The sequence below is a fragment of the Halomonas sp. A40-4 genome (genome assembly GCF_015767635.1).
In the GTDB taxonomy this organism is placed as follows: Bacteria; Pseudomonadota; Gammaproteobacteria; order Pseudomonadales; family Halomonadaceae; genus Vreelandella; species Vreelandella janggokensis.
The window spans coordinates 217,081-237,019 of sequence record NZ_CP065230.1; the positions used below are offsets into that span (position 1 = coordinate 217,081).

A 19,939-nucleotide genomic window follows, 5' to 3' on the forward strand; every position below is an offset into this window, starting at 1 on the left:
GGCTGTTGAGGAACGGATTCAATCGTTGACCGAGGAACTAGCCTTCTCACGTTAGCCAGTGTGAAGTGGTATTAGAGACTAACCAGGAGAAACTGCCTTCGTGCCCATCAACGCGCGGACCCTTGCGTTAGATACGCTGCTGTTAATGACCGTCGCCACAATGGTGCTCATGGGCGTGGTCGGCAGCCTATTTGGGCTGTCCGAATCCCACTCATTGTTTGCCGTCGCACTGGTGCCCGATGCAGCGATCGCTACCTCGCTGGCGAGTGTCGGCGTGTTCGCCATCCTGCAAGGGTGGCAGCGCATGCGATGGTTCTGCGCCCTGGCGCTAACGGGGCTGGCGCTATACACCCTTGCCCATAACGTCCTTGCTTCCCCCGTTGATCCTTCATGGTTAACCGGTCAGGAGCGAATGACCAGTATTGGCGCGGTGATGTTGCTGGTGGTGGGGTTAGCGCTGTGGTGCGGCCAGTCAACGGACAGGCGTCGGTTACTCTGGTTATTCAGTGGGCTTGGCCAGTGGCTATTTGGTGGACTGATGATGGTCAGGTTATGGGCGGGCATCGAGCTGGACGATCCGATGTTTTCGTCGTCCCCGGTGGCGGTAGTGGTATTCACACTCCTGCTGGGAACCGCCATGGTGGGGGTTTACCTGCGCCGTTCGCCCGGGCCACTCAACCTGACTCGCTCCACGGCACTGGCGTGCCTCGCCGGGGTAGCCGCCAGTGCCGTGGCCTGGGGAGTACTCAGTCTGCAGCAGTTCAACGATACGCAACAACAGGCCAGGTACCTGCTGGATAATGTGCAGCTGAACGCCGAAAAGGCGGTCAATTCGCGGTTGCAGCTGTTGCAACGTATGGCTGAGCGCATCAACGCCTCGCCAGACAACTTTGATCGCGAGCTGTTGACGCTGGATGGGGAAAGCTATCTGCGTGATACCCCCAGCCTGCAGGCGATCGCCCTGGTCGATGAGCGCTTGAACCCCATCTGGTTTCATTCCCGAACATCCGGCAGCGAGAAGTGGCTTCGGCAGCAGCTCAACAAGCCATCGGTGCCCGAGTGGTTATCGGTGCCCTTCGACCGGCCCTGGGTGGTGATCTCTGATCCATACACGCCGAGCCTGGCGTTTGTGGCGATGCCGCTCGCCCAGCGGGATCAGCGGCTTGTGGCAAGCCTCGATCTGGCCGTGCTGTTCAATTATGACTTGCGTCTTGAGCTGGGCCCCTTTCAGGTCAACATGAGCCGTAGCGGTACGCCTCTGCTGATGCTGCAGCCGCCTGGCGCTCAGACAGATAGCGCGCTACACCCAGGGCGTATATTGGCGAAGCGCAATGCAGGCTTGCCCGGGGGGATCAACCTGCGCCTTGAGGCGTTGTCGGGCAGCCATTACAACTGGTATCTAGCGGGCTTTGTCCCCGTGGTGGTCGCCATGGTGGGGCTGATGCTGAGTGGTTTGTTGGCCTTTTGCATCGGTTTGGTGGTCGCCAGTATCGCCAGGGCAAAAGAGCTGGCGGAGGCACGTCAAACCCTTGAGGACCAGCAGCATATACAGCGGATGATCGCCCAGGAAGCGCCTCTGGAGGACATTCTGGAAAGCCTCTGCCAGTTGCTTGAGCGCCAACTGCCCGGTTCGTTATGTTCGATCATGCTGGCGAATAAAGCGAAGACTCACCTGACGCTGGCGGCGGGTAAGCGGTTGCCCGACGTATACCTTGAAGCGGTCAATCTGGTGGCCATTGGCCCTTTGATGGGCGCATGCGGTCGCGCGGCTTACCAGCGTCGCCAGGTGATCAGTGAGTGCATTGCCAATGATCAGCATTGGAATGGGTATCACAATGTTGCCCGACAAGCGGGATTGGCCGCATGTTGGTCGAGTCCGGTGATGGGGAGCAATGGGCAACTGCTGGGGACGTTTGCCACCTATTCCCACCGACCGCGGGTGCCTACCGAGCACGATAATTTGCTGATCGACAAGGCGGCTGGCTTAATGGCGCTGGCGGTTGAGCGTTTTCAGGTTCGGCGCTCGCTCGAGGAAAGCGAGCAGCGCTACCGCTCATTGTTCACTCACCACCCGGATGCGGTTTTCTCACTTGATGAGCAAGGCCGTTTTACCACGGCCAATGCCACTTGCGCGACGATTAGTGGCTACGCCGTTGATGAGATTGTCGGTAGCCACTTCAACTGTTTTATCTACGACGAGGATATCGATTCAGTCAACCAGCGTTACCAATCCGTCATGCAGGGCAGTATTATCCGCTATGAGTTAGTTATCCGTGATCGCGCAGGCGAGCCGCATATCATGGACCTGATCAACCTGCCCATCGTGGTCGACGGCGACATTCAGGGGCTTTATGGGATTGCTCAGGAAGTTACCGATAAGCGGCAGCAGGAGTCTCGGCTGCGCACCCTCGAGCGCAGCGTGGAAGCCAGCGTTAATGGGGTGGTCATCGCCGATGCTACGCAGCCGGGGCTGCCGATTGTCTATGCTAATCAGGCATTTACCGAGATGACGGGCTATGAGCAGGCGGAAATATTGGGCCGCAACTGCCGTTTTCTGCAAGGCGAGGGTACTGACTCAGATGCTGTTGAGAAAATCCGTCAGCGGCTAAGCGAACAGCGTGATGTTCATGTGACCCTACGCAATTACCGCAAAGACGGCAGCCTGTTCTGGAATGATCTTTACATCGCCCCGGTACGCAGCCCCGATGCACAGTTGACCCACTTCGTGGGCGTGCAGCACGACATCTCCAAACACAAGGCCTTCGAAGCGCGGCTGGCCTATCACGCGACCCACGATGACCTGACCCAATTGCCCAACCGAGCACTGTTTGAAGAAACGCTGGGTGATGCCTTTACCAAAGCTCAATCGCAGCAACAGCGCGTTGCGGTGCTGTTTGTCGACCTGGATGACTTCAAACCGATCAACGACAACCTGGGGCACGCCGTGGGCGACAGGGTGCTTGAAGAGGTGGCCCAGCGACTGCTCGGTGCGGTAGACGAACACCACCTGGTAGCGCGCTTGGGTGGCGATGAGTTCGTCATTCTGCACCCAAGGGTTCACGACGAAGCCGATGTGGTGGAGATTGCCGAGCACCTGCTGGTAGCGCTGTCGCGTCCTTATTATATCGAGGAGCACGAGCTATACCTGACTGCAAGTGTGGGCATTGCCATCAGTGAGGAGGCTTTGCTGGAGCCGCAAATGCTGATCCAGCGGGCCGACATGGCGATGTATAAAGCCAAACAGCGGGGACGTAATGCCTATCAATGGTTTTCGGAGGTATTTAACGATACCGCCAGCGAGCGACTGGTGTTGCGCAACGAACTGCAGGAGGCCATCGAGAGCCAGGCGTTTGAACTGTATTATCAGCCGCTGCTTAACCGCAACGGCCAGCTCGTCAGCGTTGAGGCCTTGCTGCGTTGGCCGCACCCGACAAAAGGATTTATCTCGCCGGCGCGTTTTATTCCATTGGCGGAAGCCACCGGCCAGATCATGCCGATCAGTGAGTGGGTGCTGAACCGCGCCTGCCGTGATATGCAAGCCCTGGCCCAGCAAGGGCGGGGGAATCTGGCGGTGGCAGTGAATTTATCGCCGCTCCAATTTCAGCGCTCAAATTTTCTCGCCACGCTACAACAGACGCTTTCGGACACCGGGTTGCCGCCACAGCAGTTGGCGCTGGAGATCACCGAAGGGATTCTGATGGAGAATACCGAGGTCGCCATCGATACCTTGCGTGCGTTGCGCGATATGGACATTCGGGTCTCCATCGATGATTTTGGCACAGGCTTTTCAAGCCTCAGTTACTTGAAGCACCTGCCGGTGAATACGGTGAAAATCGACCGCAGTTTTATACACGAACTGCATCAAAGCGAGGCCGACAGCGCCATTGTTAAAGGCATTATTTCCATGGCCCATCACCTTGGGCTGAACGTCGTTGCGGAAGGTGTTGAAACGTCTGATCAGCATCGCCAACTGCTGGACTATCACTGCGATGTCTTTCAGGGCTTTGGCTTGGCGAGGCCCATGCCGTTGACGAGCTTGGTCGCGTTCATCGATTCGCTCAACGAGCAGCCAAGCGTCAGGAGCCAGCGGTGACCCAGTCCGTCAATAGCGTGACGGCGCCTGGGCGCGACCGTTGGTATCTTTACTTGCTTGAATGCCAGCGGGGCACTTACGTGGGCATCACCAATAATTTGGCCAAGCGTTACCGCGCCCACGCCTCAGGTAAAGGTGCGCGCTTTACCCGTGCGAACCCGCCCGTGGCCCTGCTTGGCGCGCAGCCGTTCCCCGACCGGGCGAGCGCCAGCCGTGCCGAATACCAACTCAAGCGTCAGTCGGCGCAGCAGAAGCGCGCCTGGGCATCAGCCTGGGCGAGCCCAGCCCCGTTGCCGATGGCAGGAGACACCATGCATATTTTTTATTCAGACAAGACCCGCCTGAGACAGGCGCGAACGGAGCTTCATGATGGCGTGCTGGTCGCTCCCTTCGAATGCCCCGAGCGCGTTGATCTGGTGTTGAAGCAACTCCAGCAGGCGGCGGTGGGCGAGCTTTTCGAGCCGCGCGCCTTCGGCCTGGAGCCGGTGCTGGCAGTGCACGATGCTGACTACGTCAATTTCCTGGCAGACTGCTGGCACGAATGGGTAGCCGCCGGGCACGAGGGGGAGGCAATTCCCAATATCTGGCCTGCGCGAACCTTGCGTGATGACCGTATACCCCGGGTGGTAAGCGCCAAGCTGGGCTATTACGCCCTGGCGGCGGAAACCTCGATTAGCGAAGGTACCTTTGAAGCCGCGATGGCCAGTAAAGATGTGGCACTGGGGGCTGTTGAACAGACGCTGGCGACGGGCGAGCCCAGTTTTGGCCTGTGTCGGCCGCCGGGGCACCATGCCGCTTTTGACCAGTTTGGCGGCTACTGCTTTTTCAATAATGCCGCGATCGCCGCGCAGCGAGCACTGGCATCGGGCAAGCGCCGCGTCGCGATACTGGACGTGGATTTTCACCACGGGAATGGCACCCAGCAGATCTTCTACGAGCGCGATGACGTGCTGTTTATCTCACTACACGGCGACCCCGAGGTAACCTTTCCTTACTATTCAGGCTATGCGGATGAAACGGGGCGGGGCAGAGGGGAAGGTTTCAACACCAATTACCCCCTCCCGCCGGGTACGACCGTTGATACCTGGATGGCCACGCTGGATAACGCCCTTGCCAGGATCAAGGAGGCACAATGCGACATGCTGATCGTCTCGCTGGGCGTGGATATCTTCGAAGGTGATCCCATCAGCGCTTTTACCTTCACAAGCGGCGACTTTAGCTTGTTGGGACAACGACTTACACAAGCTGGCCTGCCAACGGTGTTGCTTATGGAAGGCGGCTATGCTGTGGACGACATTGGTATCAATGTCGTCAATGTGCTACAAGGCTTTAAACAGGGAATAAGTTAAGACATCAAAAGATGACACTCGAGGCCAATTCGGGCAGTCTATCGCCCTTTATATAGGGCAGGGAGTTCGCGCGTGGCCGTTTACGGCGGTATTCAAGCACATGAGCTGGAGCGTTGGTTAAATGCCTTGACCAACGCTGCCTACGATAGGCGCTGCCCGCTCTCCAAGGTGCACGGTGGCGATGCCCGCGCGCGCGCGGCACGCCAGAGCTTGTTACTCCTGGCCAATGACTATCGTGCGGGAGAGCTCACTCGAGAGGATTGTGCCGCCGATCTGGGTCGCTGGTGCGAAGGCTATCTGAGTGAGGCGGAGTGGTATGTGCTTGTCGGCACCCGCCAAGCACCATCGCAACCGCAAAGCGAAGAAGAGCGAAGCCTCACCGTGCTCAAGCAGCATCGGGTGGGGTAAAACCCGCTCCCATACGCCATGACGGCGAAACCGCCGCGCTGTTACAATGGATGAATGAACAGTGCATTCGCGACGCCGACCGCCTCCCTCGATGACCCTTTCTACTACCTGACGAACTTCCGCTTCGTTCTGGATTGGGTGGGGGAGCGCCATGCTGACCTGCTTTCGGCAGATGAGCGCGATTTCCTGGTTCAATTCGATAACTTGCCGCGATCATCCCAGGCGCTGCTGGTGCGCATGGTGATGCGCAAGGGCGAGCTGTTCCGGCTTGGCAAACTCAGCTATGCCGAGATCGGCGACAGCGCAACGGCGGTGGCGCCCTTGATGTCGCTAGGTTGGGTCGATAGCGACCCGGCGCTTAGTGTCGATGAGGTGTTTCACCAGCTACGCTTGGCCGAACTCCGCCAGGCGTTGGCAGCGGAAATACGCGCAGCCGGGGTGAGTGTCTCTAGCGCCAAAACCGTGCTCTACGACACGCTGGCAAGCGCGTTCAATGAATCCAAGCGGTTATGCCAGTGGTGGCCCGGGGCAAACGATACAGTTCTGCGGCTAACGGTCATGGAAACCTGCGACCGTCTGCGGCTGATGTTCTTTGGCAACCTGCGCCAGGACTGGGCTGAGTTCGTGTTGACGGAGCTCGGCCTCCAGCATTTTGAGGTTGTGCCGTTCACGTCACACTCCCGCGCTTTCCAATCGCGTCATGAAGTGGATACCTACCTGGTGCTCCATCATTTGCGCCAACGTCTTGATGAGGGCGAATTGCCCGCTGATCTTTACCGTGAAGTACCATCGACCTCGGATAACCGCTGGTTGGCCACGCGGCGTGCTCGGTTACTGCTGCAACTGGGCCGCGAGGCTGAGCGCAGCGGTGACTCTGCGCTTGCGCTGACACTCTATGGCGATGCAGACAGTAGCGAAGCGCGCATTCGACAGCTACGTGTGTTGGAGCGAGCGGGAGAACATCAAGCGGCTTTTGAACGGGCGACCCAGGCGTTGGATAGCAGCCCTAACGAGACCGAACATCAAGCTCTGGCACGGCTGCTGCCCCGTTTGCAGCGGCGGCTTAAAATGCCTGTTGTACCGAGTGAGCCAGAGCCCGCCCATGAGCGTTGGGATCTAGTATTGCCCGGGCCACAAGGTGTGGAGCGCGCTGTGGCTCAAGCACTTAGCGAGCCCCAGGCACCGGTCTACTATGTGGAAAACAGTCTGATCACCGGGCTGTTTGGCCTGCTCTGCTGGTCCGCTATATTTGCACCGTTGCCCGGCGCCTTCTTTCATCCCTTTCATAACGGCCCCGCGGATTTATACCGCGACGATTTTGTGGCGCGTCGGCGTGACGCCTTCGATGCCTGCCTGGCGCGGCTGGAAGACGGCAGCTACCGCGAGGTGATTCAGGCGACCTGGCGGGAGAAGTTTGGTCTGGCATCGCCCTTTGTCCACTGGCCAATTGTCGATGAGGCGCTGGTCGAGCTGGCGCTCGAATGTATCCCCGCAGAGCATCTGCGCGCCTGTTTCGAACGGCTGCTGGGGGATCTCAAGGCCAACCGCGCCGGGCTGCCGGATCTGATTCAGTTGATGCCCGATGCACCCGAGGGCACGCCGCGCTACCGGATGATCGAAGTCAAGGGCCCCGGCGACCGGCTGCAGGATAATCAGCGTCGCTGGCTAACCTTCTTCCACCGTCACGAGATCCCCGTCGCGGTATGTTACGTCTGCTGGGCGGATAGCGCCGAGCCAATGCCATGAGCGCGACCTATCGGGTGGCAGTGCGGGCGCTCTGCGATTTCACCGCCCGCGAAGGCGATCTCGACCACCGCTTTACTCCTGCGCCCAGTGCCCAGGAAGGCATACAAGGGCATACGCTGGTGGCCAGCCGCCGCGGGGCGGACTATATCGCCGAACTGCCGCTGTCAGGCACCTTTGCGGGGCTGACGGTGACAGGCCGCGCCGATGGTTTTGACCCTGCGGCCAACCGCCTGGAAGAAGTCAAAACCCACCGCGGCAGCCTGGAGCGCATGGCCGATAACCAGCGGGTGCTGCACTGGGCGCAGGTGAAAGTCTACGGCGCGCTGCTCTGCAAAGAGCGCGGCCTGGAGCACATCACCTTGACGCTGGTGTACCTGGAGATCGCCAGTGGCCAGGAGACCTTGCTTAACCAGGAGGCGTCCGCTAGCGAGTTGCAGGCGTTTTTTACCGCCCAGTGCCAACGCTTTCTCGCCTGGGCGCAGCAGGAGGCCGACCATCGCCAGCGCCGCGACAGCCGCCTGCAAACGCTACGTTTTCCTCACAGCACGTTTCGTCCCGGCCAGCGCGAGCTCGCTGAAGATGTCTATAAAGCCACCGGCACCGGGCGCTGCCTGCTCGTTCAGGCACCCACGGGCATTGGCAAGACCGTGGCAACGCTGTTCCCCATGCTCTCGGCCATGCCGCGTCAGCAACTCGACCGCATCGCCTTTCTGACCATGAAGACCCCCGGCCGCCGTTTGGCGCTGGATGCGCTCGCCACGCTGCGCGCTGGCCTGGGCGAGGAAGCCCAGCCGCTGCGGGTCCTGGAACTGGTGGCCCGGGACAAGGCCTGCGAATACCCTGACCGCGCCTGCCACGGCGAGTCGTGCCCGTTGGCGGCGGGCTTTTACGACCGCCTGCCTGCGGCGCGACAAGCGGCAGTCGAGCAAGCGTGGCTGGATCGCGACGCGCTACGTGAAGTGGCGCTGGCCCATGACGTGTGCCCCTACTATTTAGGCCAGGAACTGGCGCGCTGGACAGATGTGGTGGTCGGCGACGTTAATCACTGGTTCGACAACCACGCGCTGCTGCACGGCCTGGCTCAGGCCAATGACTGGCGGACGGGCGTACTGGTCGATGAAGCGCATAATCTGGTGGAGCGCGCCCGCGGCATGTACAGCGCCGAACTCGACCAGCAGCGCCTTAACCGGTTGCGCCGTGCCGCGCCGACAGCGCTTTCACGGCCTTTGAATCGTTTAGCCCGCCAGTGGCAGGCATTGTTTAAAGACTCATCGCTTAATGACGAGTCACTGAAAGACGCGGGGCTGGATGCGGTAGGCGAACTGGGTAAGCCAGCCTATCGGCTGCTCACGACGCTGCCCGACAAGCTGGTGGCCGCCGCTCAGCAGGCGGGGGCTTCGGTGACCGATCACCTGGGTGAGCACCCTGAAGACGCCAGTCTGGAACTCCAGGAACTGCTGTTCGAAGCGCTGGCGTTCTGCCGCCTTGCGGAGCGTTTTGGCGAGCACTCGCTGTGTGATCTTACCCGCTATGGGCGAGGGCGGGCGGTGCTGGGACTCCGCAACCTGATACCCGCCGATTTTCTGGCCCCGCGCTTTAACGCCGCGCACTCAGTGGTGCTGTTCTCGGCAACGCTCACCCCTGGTCACTACTATCGAGACCTTCTCGGCTTGCCGGAAAAGACCGTCTGGCGCGAAGTGGCATCGCCGTTTGCCGCCCGCCAGCTTGAGGTACGCATAAGACGCGATATTTCCACCCGTTTTCGTGACCGGGACGCCTCCATCGAGCCCATCGTCACCACCATGGCGCAGCAGTATCAGCGCAGGCCAGGCCACTACCTGGCGTTCTTCAGCAGCTTTGCCTACCTGGCGGCAGCGCTGGCACGGTTCCGCGAAGCGCACCCGGATGTGCCCGTGTTTAGCCAAACCCGCGGGATGCCTGAGGCCGAACGCGAGGCGTTTCTGGCGCGCTTTACACCCGGTGGAAAAGGCATCGGCTTTGCGGTGCTGGGCGGTGCCTTCGCGGAGGGCATCGACCTGCCCGGCGACCGGCTGATTGGCGCCTTTATTGCGACCCTGGGCCTGCCGCCGTTTAACGACTTCAACGAAGCGCTGAAAGCGCGTTTGGGCGCGCGCTTTGGCCAGGGTGACGACTACACCTACCGTATTCCCGGCATGATCAAAGTGGTGCAGGCCGCTGGCCGGGTGATTCGCAGTCCAGATGATGAAGGCGTTGTGGTATTAATGGATGATCGTTTCGCGCAAGCTAATGTACGTGCGCTGCTGCCCTCCTGGTGGACGGTGGAGACCTTTTCTCAATAACGATGCCCCATAACGGCTTTCAAAAACGACGATGGTTAGGCGAACCCATGACGGATCTACTCTGGTATCAGTATGCATTGATCGGGCTAATTTTTGCCTGGAGCGGTTTTGTCAGGACGAGTCTGGGTTTCGGCGGTGCCGTACTGGCGCTGCCATTTCTGCTTTTGGTAGTGAACGAGCCCCTGGTCTTCCTGCCGATTATTGCCATTCACCTGCTGATCTTCTCCAGTTGGATTGCCTGGCGCGGGCATCGTCAAGTGCAGCAAGAGGGGGGAGCCGGCGCCGCGCCGGCGAGTAATATCGATTGGGGCTACCTGGCCAAGGCCTTGAAGATCATGATTATCCCCAAGCTCATCGGGGTGGTGGGGCTGTTGACGCTGCCGGCTAACGTGATGACCAGCATCATCTTCGGCATCGTGATCATCTATGCCATTGGCTACGTGCTTAACAAGCCGTTCAAGAGCAAGAACAAGTATGTGGACTACGTGCTGCTGGCGCTGGGCGGCTATGTCAGCGGTACCTCACTGATCGGTGCGCCGCTGATCGTGGCGGTGTTTGCTACTCACGTCGCCAAGGAACAGCTGCGGGATACCCTCTTTGTGCTGTGGTTTATCCTGGTGGTGATCAAGATGGTGTCGTTCGTCATCGCAGGCGTCGACCTGCAACTGATTCACCAGCTGTGGCTGCTGCCCTGCGCTTTTATTGGCCATTTGCTCGGCGAGAAGGCCCACCGCTATATGCTCAAAGCAGACACCGGGCTGTTCTTTCGTGTGTTGGGGGCCGTGCTGATTCTGGTCAGCGTTGTGGGGTTGATTCACCCGCCGGGGTGACGCGCACCTCCCCAAATAGGCGGTTCGCTACCCTGCACGCCAACAAAAAACGGCCACCTGCTGTAATAGCTAAGTGGCCGTTTTCATGGAAATCTTTGGTCGGAATAGCAGGATTCGAACCTACGACCTCTGCCTCCCGAAGGTATTCTGTTCATGACTAGCCAACGTAAGTGAACGTCAATGTTAGTGGTTAAAATGCTTATAAAACATGGATTTGTATTATTGTTTTTATACGATTGTTGACGCTGGGTGGCGATGGTTTACGATTGAAAGTACTGACATATTGCTGACACGCTATGCGGGCGCCGGAGATGTACTGTGAAAAAGGCTAAGATCACAGCTAAAAAGGCTGCTGAGTTCATCGGCTCTGCTGAGCTCAGAGATAAGTTGTGGGATAGCCAACTATCAGGCTTTCACCTGGTCAAGCTGAAGACCTGTGGTAGCTGGAGGATTATTTATCGCACCAGCAATGGTCGAGAACGTTCATATACAGTTGGCCGATACCCCGCTCTTACTGCTGATCAGGCGCGAAGGCTGGCGCATGAAGCCAGGGGGCAGGTATTCCAGGGTGAAGACCCGATGGCTAAACGTCAGGCGGTTAAAGACGCTGCACTTCGCAAAGACCAGGAGACCTTGGGCGCCTATTTGGACGGTCCGTATACTGCTTATCAAAGGCGCAAGAAGACCGGCAATGACACCCTGGCAATATTAAATCGGCACTTTGGCTCATGGCGCCCTCGTCCGATGGGAGCTTTCAAAAGGAGCGACGTGGAGCGCTGGCAGGCTGACAAAGAGTCAAAGGGCCTGTCTCACCCTACGATTCAGCGGGCATACGGTGCGTTGCAGACGCTGCTGAATCATGCGGAGAGAGGGGAAACTATCGCGGTTAATCCTTTGAAAGGTGTCTCCCTCGAGCGTCCTGCTATGACGGAGAGCGACTTGGTAGAGTCGAATGGTGGCCGGCGGTATCTTGAGGAATCAGAAGTCACAGCATTATTCGCGGGTATTGAGGCCTATCAAGAGCAAAAGCGGGCGCAGCGCCGCAGCAGTCGGGCCCATGGGAAACCTCATTTAGAGAATTTAGACGATGTTCCCTTCGCCGATCACGTTAAGCCATGGCTTCTACTGATGTACTACACAGGGTTTCGCCCTGGGGATATTTATGGCCTTCGGTGGGAGCATATTAATTTGGCTTTCTCTACGATCACCAAAACGATCGAGAAGACGGCACACCACCAGCCAGAACCCAGAACATTCCCAGTTTGCCAGCAGGCCGTAGGTATCTTGCGTGATTGGTGGGAGCAAAAAGGAAAACCCGGGACAGGCTATGTTTTTCCAAGTGATAGAACAGGACGGCGAATGGATAAAAAAGCCATGTCACGCCCATGGAAGAACATAAAGCAGCTAGCAATAGAGCTAGAAGCAAAAGGGGAGATCGCTTCGGTCCTACCTGAAAATCTGGCGATGTATTCCTTACGCCATAACTTCGCGTCACAGTTGATTATGGGTGGGGCAGATTTGTTAACCGTGTCTAAATTGATGGCTCACACCGATATTCAAACCACCATTGAGCATTATGGCCACTTGCGGCCAGACCATGCGCGTGACTACGTGAATGCCTTTGGAGAAAAGCACACGCCGGATACTGCTGGAGAGCTAAAAAGTTACCGCAGCAGCATCACAGGCTAAAAGGTTAGATCTGGCTAGGGTCGCTCCCGAACGCGGCTTCCCCGCCGCTTGCCAGATCTATTCTATTTGGGGAGCACGCTGGGGAGTGTGTAATGAAATTGCCGCTTAGAGACTTCTATGACATGCCAGAGGCCGCCAAGATTATTTCTGACAGGCTTGGGGAGCAGTGTCTGGAAAAAGACGTAAGACACTATGTCAGGCTAGGGCACCTGCCGGCATATACAGACCTGCCACTGACAACATTGGGGCAGGACATCAACACGAAAGTTTATCTACAAATAATTAATGTTGAGCCAGACATAGGTGAAGAAGGTGTAGCGCTTTATAAAGAAGCAGAAGATCAAGGTATTAGGCTAGGTTGGTATGAACAACATGATGCACCAGTAATCAACGATAGCTTCATCTCACGTCCCCGATCCGAAGGGCTATGGGGCTTTGGCAGAACTGTGAAAATTAAAGCAGTAGAATCAAGTAGTTTCCTTAAGGCTCAACTTGCTGTTGAGGATGACTGCATCGCGGTTGATAGGTTAGTTGCAGATTTTCTCGTTTACCAAGTAAGGCATGTCGTTTGGAGCATGGAAGATACTCAGTCTCAATACGCCAGCCAAAGTGGAAATATTCCGACGGGTGCTTTCTCATTTTTCGCGCATGGTATAAACCAGGAGTATGAGAAAAATGCTAGCCCAGAAATTCGCGACTATGCATACCTTCATGCGTCAGATGTGAAAATTGCAGGCCGGGATATTTTGGCGTTTATAGATAAAAGTCAGAAGAGTGAGTGGAATGATGGGCCGGTTATTAATTCAGGTTCAGATACACCTGGTGAAAGAGAAATAGATAACTTGCATCGTACGATCGGGGCTCTCTCTGAGGCGCTAGCCGGTCGCCTTGGTGCTTCTGGTAACAACGGAAACAAGCCCAATGCGTCTGAGCTGGCGCGCTATCTGGCGGGTGTCGATGAGTTAGGAAGTGAGCAGCCTTCATCACGTCGAGCTGAGCGCCCCGTGTCTGGCATCCATGGCATGAGCAATCGAAGCCTAAGAGAGCGTATAACTAAAGGGCTCCGAGCCATAGACGACGCTCATAAAGAAAGAGATTAGCCCACCTGGTTACGGCAGCTGCCGTTTAGCTTTGGCAGTTGCCATGCCTTCTGTCTGGTCCACCTTCACGCTGACAACCGAACGTCAACAACAGCGTGAAGGTGACACTATGCAAGACACCCAAGGCATTACTGCCATACCCCAAAGCACAAAATCATTTACGACAGAACGTGGCCGCGCAATAGCGGAAGCGTTAGAACCCTATCGTGCGGGATTGCCTGCCGAGCTAGTAGAGCTCACGGAACGCCAGGTGTTCCCCTACCTGATTCCTGCCAGCCTCAGAACAGGACGCGATAGCCGACGCACAGGTGAGCTGTTAGGCCGTCAAGCACCTTGCTATGTGAAGCGCGGGCGGAGTGTCAGGTATCGGCTTCAAGATGTTCTGAACTGGCTGGCCGATGGCGATACCTACGGTAGTACTGCAGAAGCACTGCACGCTGTCCAAGCGAAGGGGGTAGCGTGATGTTGACCGCGGCAATCAATCCCCGCTATGCTTCGATGGCTGGCGCAAAATCGTCAGCCGATCTTGGCGGATCGAAACCCTTAAGGCGCACAAGCGCCCCTACCATAGCAGGCGCTTTTTTTATGCCCGCTATGCATTATGGCGGCTGTGCGCGAGATGCCTTCGGGCATGCCGGTAACCTTGAGGGCCGGTCCGCCAACTTGCGTACAGTCGCCCCCATCCGATGCTTGGCGGCATCCGGGGACGACTCCAAACCTCAAGGAGTCACACCCATGGCATTACTACGCCTGTCTAACGTCATTACCCGCAGTTTATCTGGCCGCGCCGCTGCACACAGAGCGATGGCGAAAGCCGCCCTGTTTGCCGATAGCAGCGCCAGCACCCGCCTTAAGCGTTACAACCACCACATTGGAAAAGCCCAGCAGCTTGAAGCCCGCCTTTCTGACACTGCCAAGCGCAGCGCTGGAGGTGTGGCATGAACCAGCATCAAATACCCCAAGCCCACCGGGACGCCTTGCTGCATATTCTGACCATCGGCATGGCCGCCAGCGCTTTACGCCATGAATACGGCACAGAGCCGCCATGTTGGGTAAGCGTGGATTTTTGCGGAATGCTGCTTCAGCTGAATGTAAGCGTTAGCCGCCGCGCTGACCTGCATTGCCCGAATGTCTTGCCCAAGTCATACAGCGTATACGTCCCCCCTTGCACACGCGCTGCACCTGACAGCCTTGAACAACTTCAGATGATTGCTCGCGATCTGGAAGCGCTGCTTCCTGGGTTGGTGGCGTCATGAGTCGCGTTCAGCCCCAGCTAGATAAGATCGAAGATTTGCTAGGCACCATGAGTGGCCTTGCCGGCATCATGCAAAAAGACCTGTGCCGCAGAGGGAGTGAGGACGAAGCCGCCCTCAATGACCATGACATTGGTTGCCTACTATCTGCCATTGATGAACTCGCCAACCGTGGTTATTACGCCCTTGATGCGATTGATAAAGCCTCGCAAGGGCAGGAGGTGCGCTCATGAGCCACATCCAGAACCACGCCGAAAACCTCCAAGACATGATGGGCGCCATTTACGGCCTGGCCGACATGCTCGAGAAAGCTGGTAGCGGTGATACCAGCGAAGACGAAGCATTAATGCTTTCGCGTTTCCAGCGCGGATGCATGGTCACGGCCATCAAACACCTTGCGGGCCATGCCGACTCTTTGACCGATGTTATTCAAGAGCAGGAAGCCCGTAAGCTTACTGGCGCTGGGGGTGAGTCATGAACACCCGCCAATCACACCTGACGTTAGACCAGGTAACCGCGCTGGTGGCCATTGGCGACAAGTTAGACGACCTGGCAGACGAGCTTAAAGCCGATGGCATAGCTGATGAAGCCGTTGCCGACTATGGCCGCGCTTGCCGCCACATATCAGAGGCAGCCAGCGCGCTACTTGAAGCGATGAGCTACGCCCAACATCCAATCACCCAGGCGTCAAAACGTGTGGTGCTGGCGCTGTGTGCTGATGATGCCCACGACTTAGCCCACCTGCTGAAAGACGCTGCCCAGCAGCTTGAGCAAGGCCCGCGTGAACTGACGGTGACGTCTGAAGATGCTGACCTTTGCATGAAGCGTGATGGCCTGATGGTTGGCACGCTCAAGGTAGCCGATAAGGAAGGGGGCAACGATGCCAGCTAACGCCCAAAACAAAGCAACCCGGCACAGTGGCCGGGCAACAGCGCCGCCTACCAGAGCAAACGCTAAGCCTGAGAATAGCACACACGCCGATGTGTACGCCTTGCTGTCGCGCCTAGAGAAGGTGAAAGAGAACGGGCCAGGCCGCTGGCTGGCGTGCTGCCCAGCCCACCAAGACCGATCACCTAGCTTGGCAGTCCGTGAGACGCCAGACGGCACCATCCTGGTGAAGTGTTTTGCTGGGTGCCCTACGCCTGATGTGCTAGCCGCCGTTGGTCTCGAGCTTAAAGACCTGTTCCCCCAGCGCGGCCGTGATGACTACCACGCCAGCAAGCGCCCGGGGGAACGGTGGGTACCACGCGACGTGTTGAGCGCTATTGCCCAAGAAGCACTTATCACCCTGATAGCCGCCGAAGCCACTCACCGCGGTGACCGGTTGGAGCGTGTCGATCTGGACCGGCTGGTCACAGCCGCCGGCCGTCTGCGAAGTGCAGCAAGGGAGGTAGGCTGTCATGTATGAAGCCACGCAAATGGAAGGCGCGACCTGGTTGGATGATTATGCCCAGAGCCGCCAGCCCGGCGCGCCCAAGCCGCTTATTCCGCTACCAAGTGCATTGGCCCCGGTTGCCGCGTTTCAGCCTGACATGCTGCCAGAGGCAATCAGCGCTTATGTGATGGACGTAGCCGACCGTCAGCAGTGCCCGCCGGACTTCGTGGCCGTCACGGCGATCTGTGCGTTATCTGCCCTGGTGGGCCGCAAGGTACTGGTATGCCCCAAGCAGCGAGACGACTGGACTGTCACGCCGAATCAGTGGGGTGCCATCATTGGCCGCCCCAGCGCCATGAAAAGTCCCAGCATGAAAGCCGCGCTTGCCCCGTTGGTGAGGGTCCAGCAGGACGCTAGCGATGGCCATAGTGAAGCCCTGCAGCAGTACAAGGCAGAGCAAAAGCTGGCTGAGTTGGAAAAGAAAGCCACTGAGAACAAGGCCAAGAAGCTGCACCAGCAGGGCAAGCGTGACGAGGCGTTAGCCGAGCTGGCAGAGGCTGAGCGGGAAATACCGCCCCCGGGCAAACCGCGCCTTATCGTCAATGATGCCACCGTAGAAAAGTTGGGGGAGCTGCTGAACGAAAACCCCAACGGCCTGATTCTGGTGCGCGATGAGCTGGCCGGCTGGCTTGGCAAGCTGGCGCAAGATGACTACCAAAGCGACAGAGCTTTTTATCTTGAGTGCTTCGACGGCAACGGACGGTTTACTTACGACCGTATAGGCCGAGGTACCATTGAGATAGAGAACTGCACGCTGTCCATGATTGGAGGCATCCAGCCCGACAAGATAGCGCCGATCGTTCGCAGCGCCAGCAATGGAACTGCTAATGACGGCCTGGTTCAGCGGCTTCAGCTGGCGGTATGGCCAGACGATCTAACGCAATGGCGGTGGCGCGACCGGGCCCCCGATCCCCAGGCACGGAACGCTTACGAGCAAACCTTTTTCAGGCTGCAAGGGCTGGCGCCGGAAACCGATGCCGAAGGCGAACCGCCAGCCTGGCGTTTTACTCCAGAGGCGCAGGCGCTGTTCATTGAGTGGATGGAGAGCCTCAACATCGAAGCTCGGGAAAGCGACCTGGCGCCAGCGTTAGAGAGCCACCTGCTCAAAATGCCCCAGACCATTGCAGGGCTGGCGCTGCTATTTGAGTTGATCGAGGGAGAAGGTGGAGCCGTTGGCCAGGTAGCCGCTGCCCGAGCCCTGGAGTGGGCTGATTATCTGAAAACCCACGCAGAGCGACTGTACAGCGCCGCCACCAATCGAGGCGCAATAGGGGCAGCTCTGGTTGTTAAACGCCGGGATAAGCTGCCTAGCCCGTTCACGTCGCGGGATGTGCGCCGTAAGGAATGGACAGGGCTGGACAGCACTGAGGCGGTGCGCGATGCGCTGGATGTCCTGGTGGAGCATAACCACCTGACCGCCCTGGAAGTGCCGACCACCACTAAGCCAAGAACAGAGTATCACTGGCATCCTGAATTGGTGCTGGCTGGGGAGGTGCGCTGATGGGACGCTGGCTCGCTAAAATACAGAAAAGCCCTATGTGTGCAACTGACAAAACTGACTTATCCGAATCAGTCAGAAAAGTCAGTGACACAAACGGGGCATTTGTTGAAACGGCAAGCACCACCGCTGTTATGCATGAAAGCCCCCTACAGGAAACTGACAAAACTGACTTATCCAAATCTGTCAAAAAAGTCAGTGACACAACTAGGGCATTTGCCGAAAGTGCAAGCGCTACCGCCGACATCCAGAAAAGCCCCCAGCGGGGAGCTGACAAAACTGACTTATCTGAATCTGTCAGAAAAGTCAGTGACACAACTGGGGCATTTGAGAAAAAACAGAGGGGAAGCGCCGCTGAAGTGGATGCCATGCTGGCCACATTGCGAGCGATAGGACGCGACCTTGGTGGCGCTCTTGAAAAGCTGGCGCGTGAGCGGCTGCTAGGCCTAGATAATCCTGTTCGTGGTGAAGTAATAGCAGCGCTGGATGATGCCTTTACAGTAGCCCCTGACCTACCTAGCGCCCGGAAGCAATGCCGGCACCTACTGACCGACCTTAACGCCCTAGACGCCGCCAAAGCTTGCTGGCCCGCGTTGCCTGAGCCGGTTGGTGAGGTATCTGTCGTTCCCCACCGACACACAGTGGCACCCATCATAGAGCCGTGGCTGGCGCTGATTGAGCAGCACTGCACGCTGGTGCCAGAGGATAAGCGGTTTATACGCCTACGGCTGGTAACGCTTAGCCCTGGCCACGCAATGCGGCTGGCGCGTCAGTATGTGGAAGCGTGGCAGCAGGCAGCCCGGGATGAGCCACGAAAGCATGCCAAAGATAACGCAGGTCGCCGCGCTGCTAATCACCTGCTGATCACCCGCCTCAGTTCCAAGCAGTAACGTCTTGTTGATGCTGCAACCACCAAACCAACAGGACAGCCAAGGAGTAACGCACATGCCAACCATTGTCGCCCCAGAGCATTTGATCCACGCCGCGGTGCAGGGCGAGGGCATTGCTCACCTGACGCCAGAACAGACATACGCGATCCATATGCTAGGGATGCCGGCAGGCGTGATAACTAATCCGTTACCTAAACACTTGGTTGTGTTGCTCGCCAATACCGACCGCATGGCAAGGAAGGATGAAACCGATGGTATTTGAAGGCACTGAGGTAGAGCTAATCACACAAGGCAATGAGGTTTGGGTGACAGCCAGTAACTTAGGTCGCGCGCTTGGTTATGCAAATGGGAAGGCGGTGCAGCGGATTTATACTCGTAATAAGGATGAGTTCACCGACACCATGTCAGGGGTGGTCAATTTGACCACGCCTACCGGTACCCAAGGGGTGCGCGTATTTTCTTTACGCGGGGCTCACCTGATTGCCATGCTGGCCCGCACCAAAAAAGCCAAAGCCTTCCGCCGGTGGGTGCTGGATATTCTGGACACCATTGCCAAGGGAGGTGAGTACGCCAAGCAACAATGGGAACAGGCACGGCAAGCGCTGGAAGATCGTCGCGAGCAGGTGAGCGAAGAAGGGCGCGGCTTGGCTGCGTGGCGCTGGCACAAGTAGCCGATGGAAGGCAATGAGCGTTGCAGGCGAGAGCGGATGCAGCTTAGCTTGCCGCTGACCTAGCCAGCTTATGTAAGGCTAATTACTAACAAAAAAACACAAGCATTGGTTGTAAAGCTGCTTTGCAGAACCTATTCTCTACGCAAACACGCAGCGTGATACCTCTGAATGACACGGCTGCGCATTAGGGGAATGAGGTGTAAGATATGGCAAACGCACTGCAAATTGCTAATTACTTGATTGCTAAGGCTTCATCTTCAGATGGCGAGCACTCTAAGCTATCAAACCTTAAGCTTCAAAAACTTCTGTATTACGTACAGGGATTTCATACGGTATTACTTAAGCGTCCGGCTTTCGACGATCGCATGGAAGCATGGATGCATGGGCCTGTAGTTCCTAGCGCCTACCACTACTATAAGGCTTATGGTAATGGGCAAATACCGCCAGCCATGCCATTAGAAGAAGTTGATATTGATGATCAAACAGCTGAGCTTGTTGATGAAGTGTTCAATGTTTATGCTCAACACTCTGCATGGCATTTACGAAACCTATCCCATGAAGAAGACCCTTGGATGAATCGTTTTGATTCTGAAATAGGTTCCAGTGAAATCAAGATTGAAGATCTAGAAGAGTTCTTCCCCAGTCTTCTGGAATAG

Annotated in this window: 20 protein-coding genes and 1 pseudogene; all 21 read left to right on the plus strand. The window is 57.3% G+C overall.

The window, feature by feature from the left end; all coding sequences use genetic code 11:
- Window positions 1-100 precede the first annotated feature (100 nt).
- The 21 genes and pseudogenes from IT895_RS01100 to IT895_RS01200 all read left to right on the plus strand — a co-directional run bounded on the left by IT895_RS01100 (window position 101) and on the right by IT895_RS01200 (window position 19,939).
- Window positions 101-4,093 carry a bifunctional diguanylate cyclase/phosphodiesterase gene (locus tag IT895_RS01100; protein ID WP_199284464.1) on the plus strand — a complete coding sequence of 1,331 codons (3,993 nt, stop codon included), beginning with the start codon at window positions 101-103 and terminating at the stop codon, window positions 4,091-4,093.
- Between the two features lie 17 nt (window positions 4,094-4,110).
- Window positions 4,111-4,335: pseudogene (locus IT895_RS01105) on the plus strand (GIY-YIG nuclease family protein); the annotation flags it as partial.
- 69 nt (window positions 4,336-4,404) lie between these two features.
- The gene (locus IT895_RS01110) at window positions 4,405-5,442 is read left to right on the plus strand and encodes a histone deacetylase family protein (RefSeq protein ID WP_199285378.1); all 1,038 of its coding nucleotides are present in this window, start codon (window positions 4,405-4,407) and stop codon (window positions 5,440-5,442) included.
- Between the two features lie 72 nt (window positions 5,443-5,514).
- Window positions 5,515-5,850 (plus strand): hypothetical protein, encoded by a 336-nt coding sequence (locus tag IT895_RS01115; protein WP_085917664.1) that lies wholly within the window; start codon window positions 5,515-5,517, stop codon window positions 5,848-5,850.
- Window positions 5,851-5,904: 54 nt separating this feature from the next.
- Window positions 5,905-7,596: a VRR-NUC domain-containing protein gene (locus IT895_RS01120; RefSeq protein ID WP_199284465.1), complete on the plus strand. Its 1,692-nt coding sequence runs from the start codon at window positions 5,905-5,907 to the stop codon at window positions 7,594-7,596.
- Window positions 7,593-9,917 carry an ATP-dependent DNA helicase gene (locus IT895_RS01125; RefSeq protein WP_199284466.1) on the plus strand — a complete coding sequence of 775 codons (2,325 nt, stop codon included), beginning with the start codon at window positions 7,593-7,595 and terminating at the stop codon, window positions 9,915-9,917. Before IT895_RS01120 ends, IT895_RS01125 begins: the two co-directional genes overlap by 4 nt.
- Window positions 9,918-9,964: 47 nt before the next feature.
- Complete coding sequence (locus IT895_RS01130) at window positions 9,965-10,747, plus strand: sulfite exporter TauE/SafE family protein (protein WP_085917703.1); 783 nt, start codon at window positions 9,965-9,967, stop codon at window positions 10,745-10,747.
- Between the two features lie 318 nt (window positions 10,748-11,065).
- Window positions 11,066-12,436, plus strand: a complete 1,371-nt coding sequence (locus IT895_RS01135) for a site-specific integrase (RefSeq protein WP_199284467.1) — start codon at window positions 11,066-11,068, stop codon at window positions 12,434-12,436.
- Between the two features lie 92 nt (window positions 12,437-12,528).
- Window positions 12,529-13,536 carry a hypothetical protein gene (locus tag IT895_RS01140; RefSeq protein WP_199284468.1) on the plus strand — a complete coding sequence of 336 codons (1,008 nt, stop codon included), beginning with the start codon at window positions 12,529-12,531 and terminating at the stop codon, window positions 13,534-13,536.
- Window positions 13,537-13,579: 43 nt separating this feature from the next.
- Window positions 13,580-13,999, plus strand: a complete 420-nt coding sequence (locus IT895_RS01145) for a hypothetical protein (RefSeq protein ID WP_233337325.1) — start codon at window positions 13,580-13,582, stop codon at window positions 13,997-13,999.
- A 272-nt stretch (window positions 14,000-14,271) separates the two neighbouring features.
- Window positions 14,272-14,478 carry a hypothetical protein gene (locus tag IT895_RS01150; RefSeq protein ID WP_199284469.1) on the plus strand — a complete coding sequence of 69 codons (207 nt, stop codon included), beginning with the start codon at window positions 14,272-14,274 and terminating at the stop codon, window positions 14,476-14,478.
- Window positions 14,475-14,792 (plus strand): hypothetical protein, encoded by a 318-nt coding sequence (locus IT895_RS01155; RefSeq protein ID WP_199284470.1) that lies wholly within the window; start codon window positions 14,475-14,477, stop codon window positions 14,790-14,792. Before IT895_RS01150 ends, IT895_RS01155 begins: the two co-directional genes overlap by 4 nt.
- Window positions 14,789-15,022 carry a hypothetical protein gene (locus tag IT895_RS01160; protein ID WP_199284471.1) on the plus strand — a complete coding sequence of 78 codons (234 nt, stop codon included), beginning with the start codon at window positions 14,789-14,791 and terminating at the stop codon, window positions 15,020-15,022. The genes IT895_RS01155 and IT895_RS01160 overlap by 4 nt, the downstream gene beginning before the upstream one ends.
- Window positions 15,019-15,267 (plus strand): hypothetical protein, encoded by a 249-nt coding sequence (locus IT895_RS01165; RefSeq protein WP_199284472.1) that lies wholly within the window; start codon window positions 15,019-15,021, stop codon window positions 15,265-15,267. Before IT895_RS01160 ends, IT895_RS01165 begins: the two co-directional genes overlap by 4 nt.
- Entirely contained in the window at window positions 15,264-15,680 is a 417-nt protein-coding gene (locus IT895_RS01170; protein ID WP_199284473.1) for a hypothetical protein, read from the plus strand. Before IT895_RS01165 ends, IT895_RS01170 begins: the two co-directional genes overlap by 4 nt.
- Window positions 15,681-15,771: 91 nt before the next feature.
- On the plus strand, window positions 15,772-16,197 hold the full coding sequence (locus tag IT895_RS01175) for a hypothetical protein (protein WP_199285380.1): 426 nt from the start codon (window positions 15,772-15,774) through the stop codon (window positions 16,195-16,197).
- Window positions 16,190-17,725 carry a YfjI family protein gene (locus tag IT895_RS01180; protein ID WP_199284474.1) on the plus strand — a complete coding sequence of 512 codons (1,536 nt, stop codon included), beginning with the start codon at window positions 16,190-16,192 and terminating at the stop codon, window positions 17,723-17,725. The genes IT895_RS01175 and IT895_RS01180 overlap by 8 nt, the downstream gene beginning before the upstream one ends.
- 365 nt (window positions 17,726-18,090) lie before the next feature.
- Window positions 18,091-18,612, plus strand: a complete 522-nt coding sequence (locus IT895_RS01185; protein WP_199284475.1) for a hypothetical protein — start codon at window positions 18,091-18,093, stop codon at window positions 18,610-18,612.
- A gap of 55 nt (window positions 18,613-18,667) precedes the next feature.
- Entirely contained in the window at window positions 18,668-18,874 is a 207-nt protein-coding gene (locus tag IT895_RS01190; protein ID WP_199284476.1) for a hypothetical protein, read from the plus strand.
- Window positions 18,864-19,283, plus strand: coding sequence for a BRO-N domain-containing protein (locus IT895_RS01195; RefSeq protein ID WP_267905859.1), 420 nt, complete (start codon window positions 18,864-18,866; stop codon window positions 19,281-19,283). The genes IT895_RS01190 and IT895_RS01195 overlap by 11 nt, the downstream gene beginning before the upstream one ends.
- A 206-nt stretch (window positions 19,284-19,489) precedes the next feature.
- A complete protein-coding gene (locus IT895_RS01200; RefSeq protein ID WP_199284478.1) occupies window positions 19,490-19,939 on the plus strand; it encodes a Panacea domain-containing protein in 450 nt (149 codons plus the stop codon).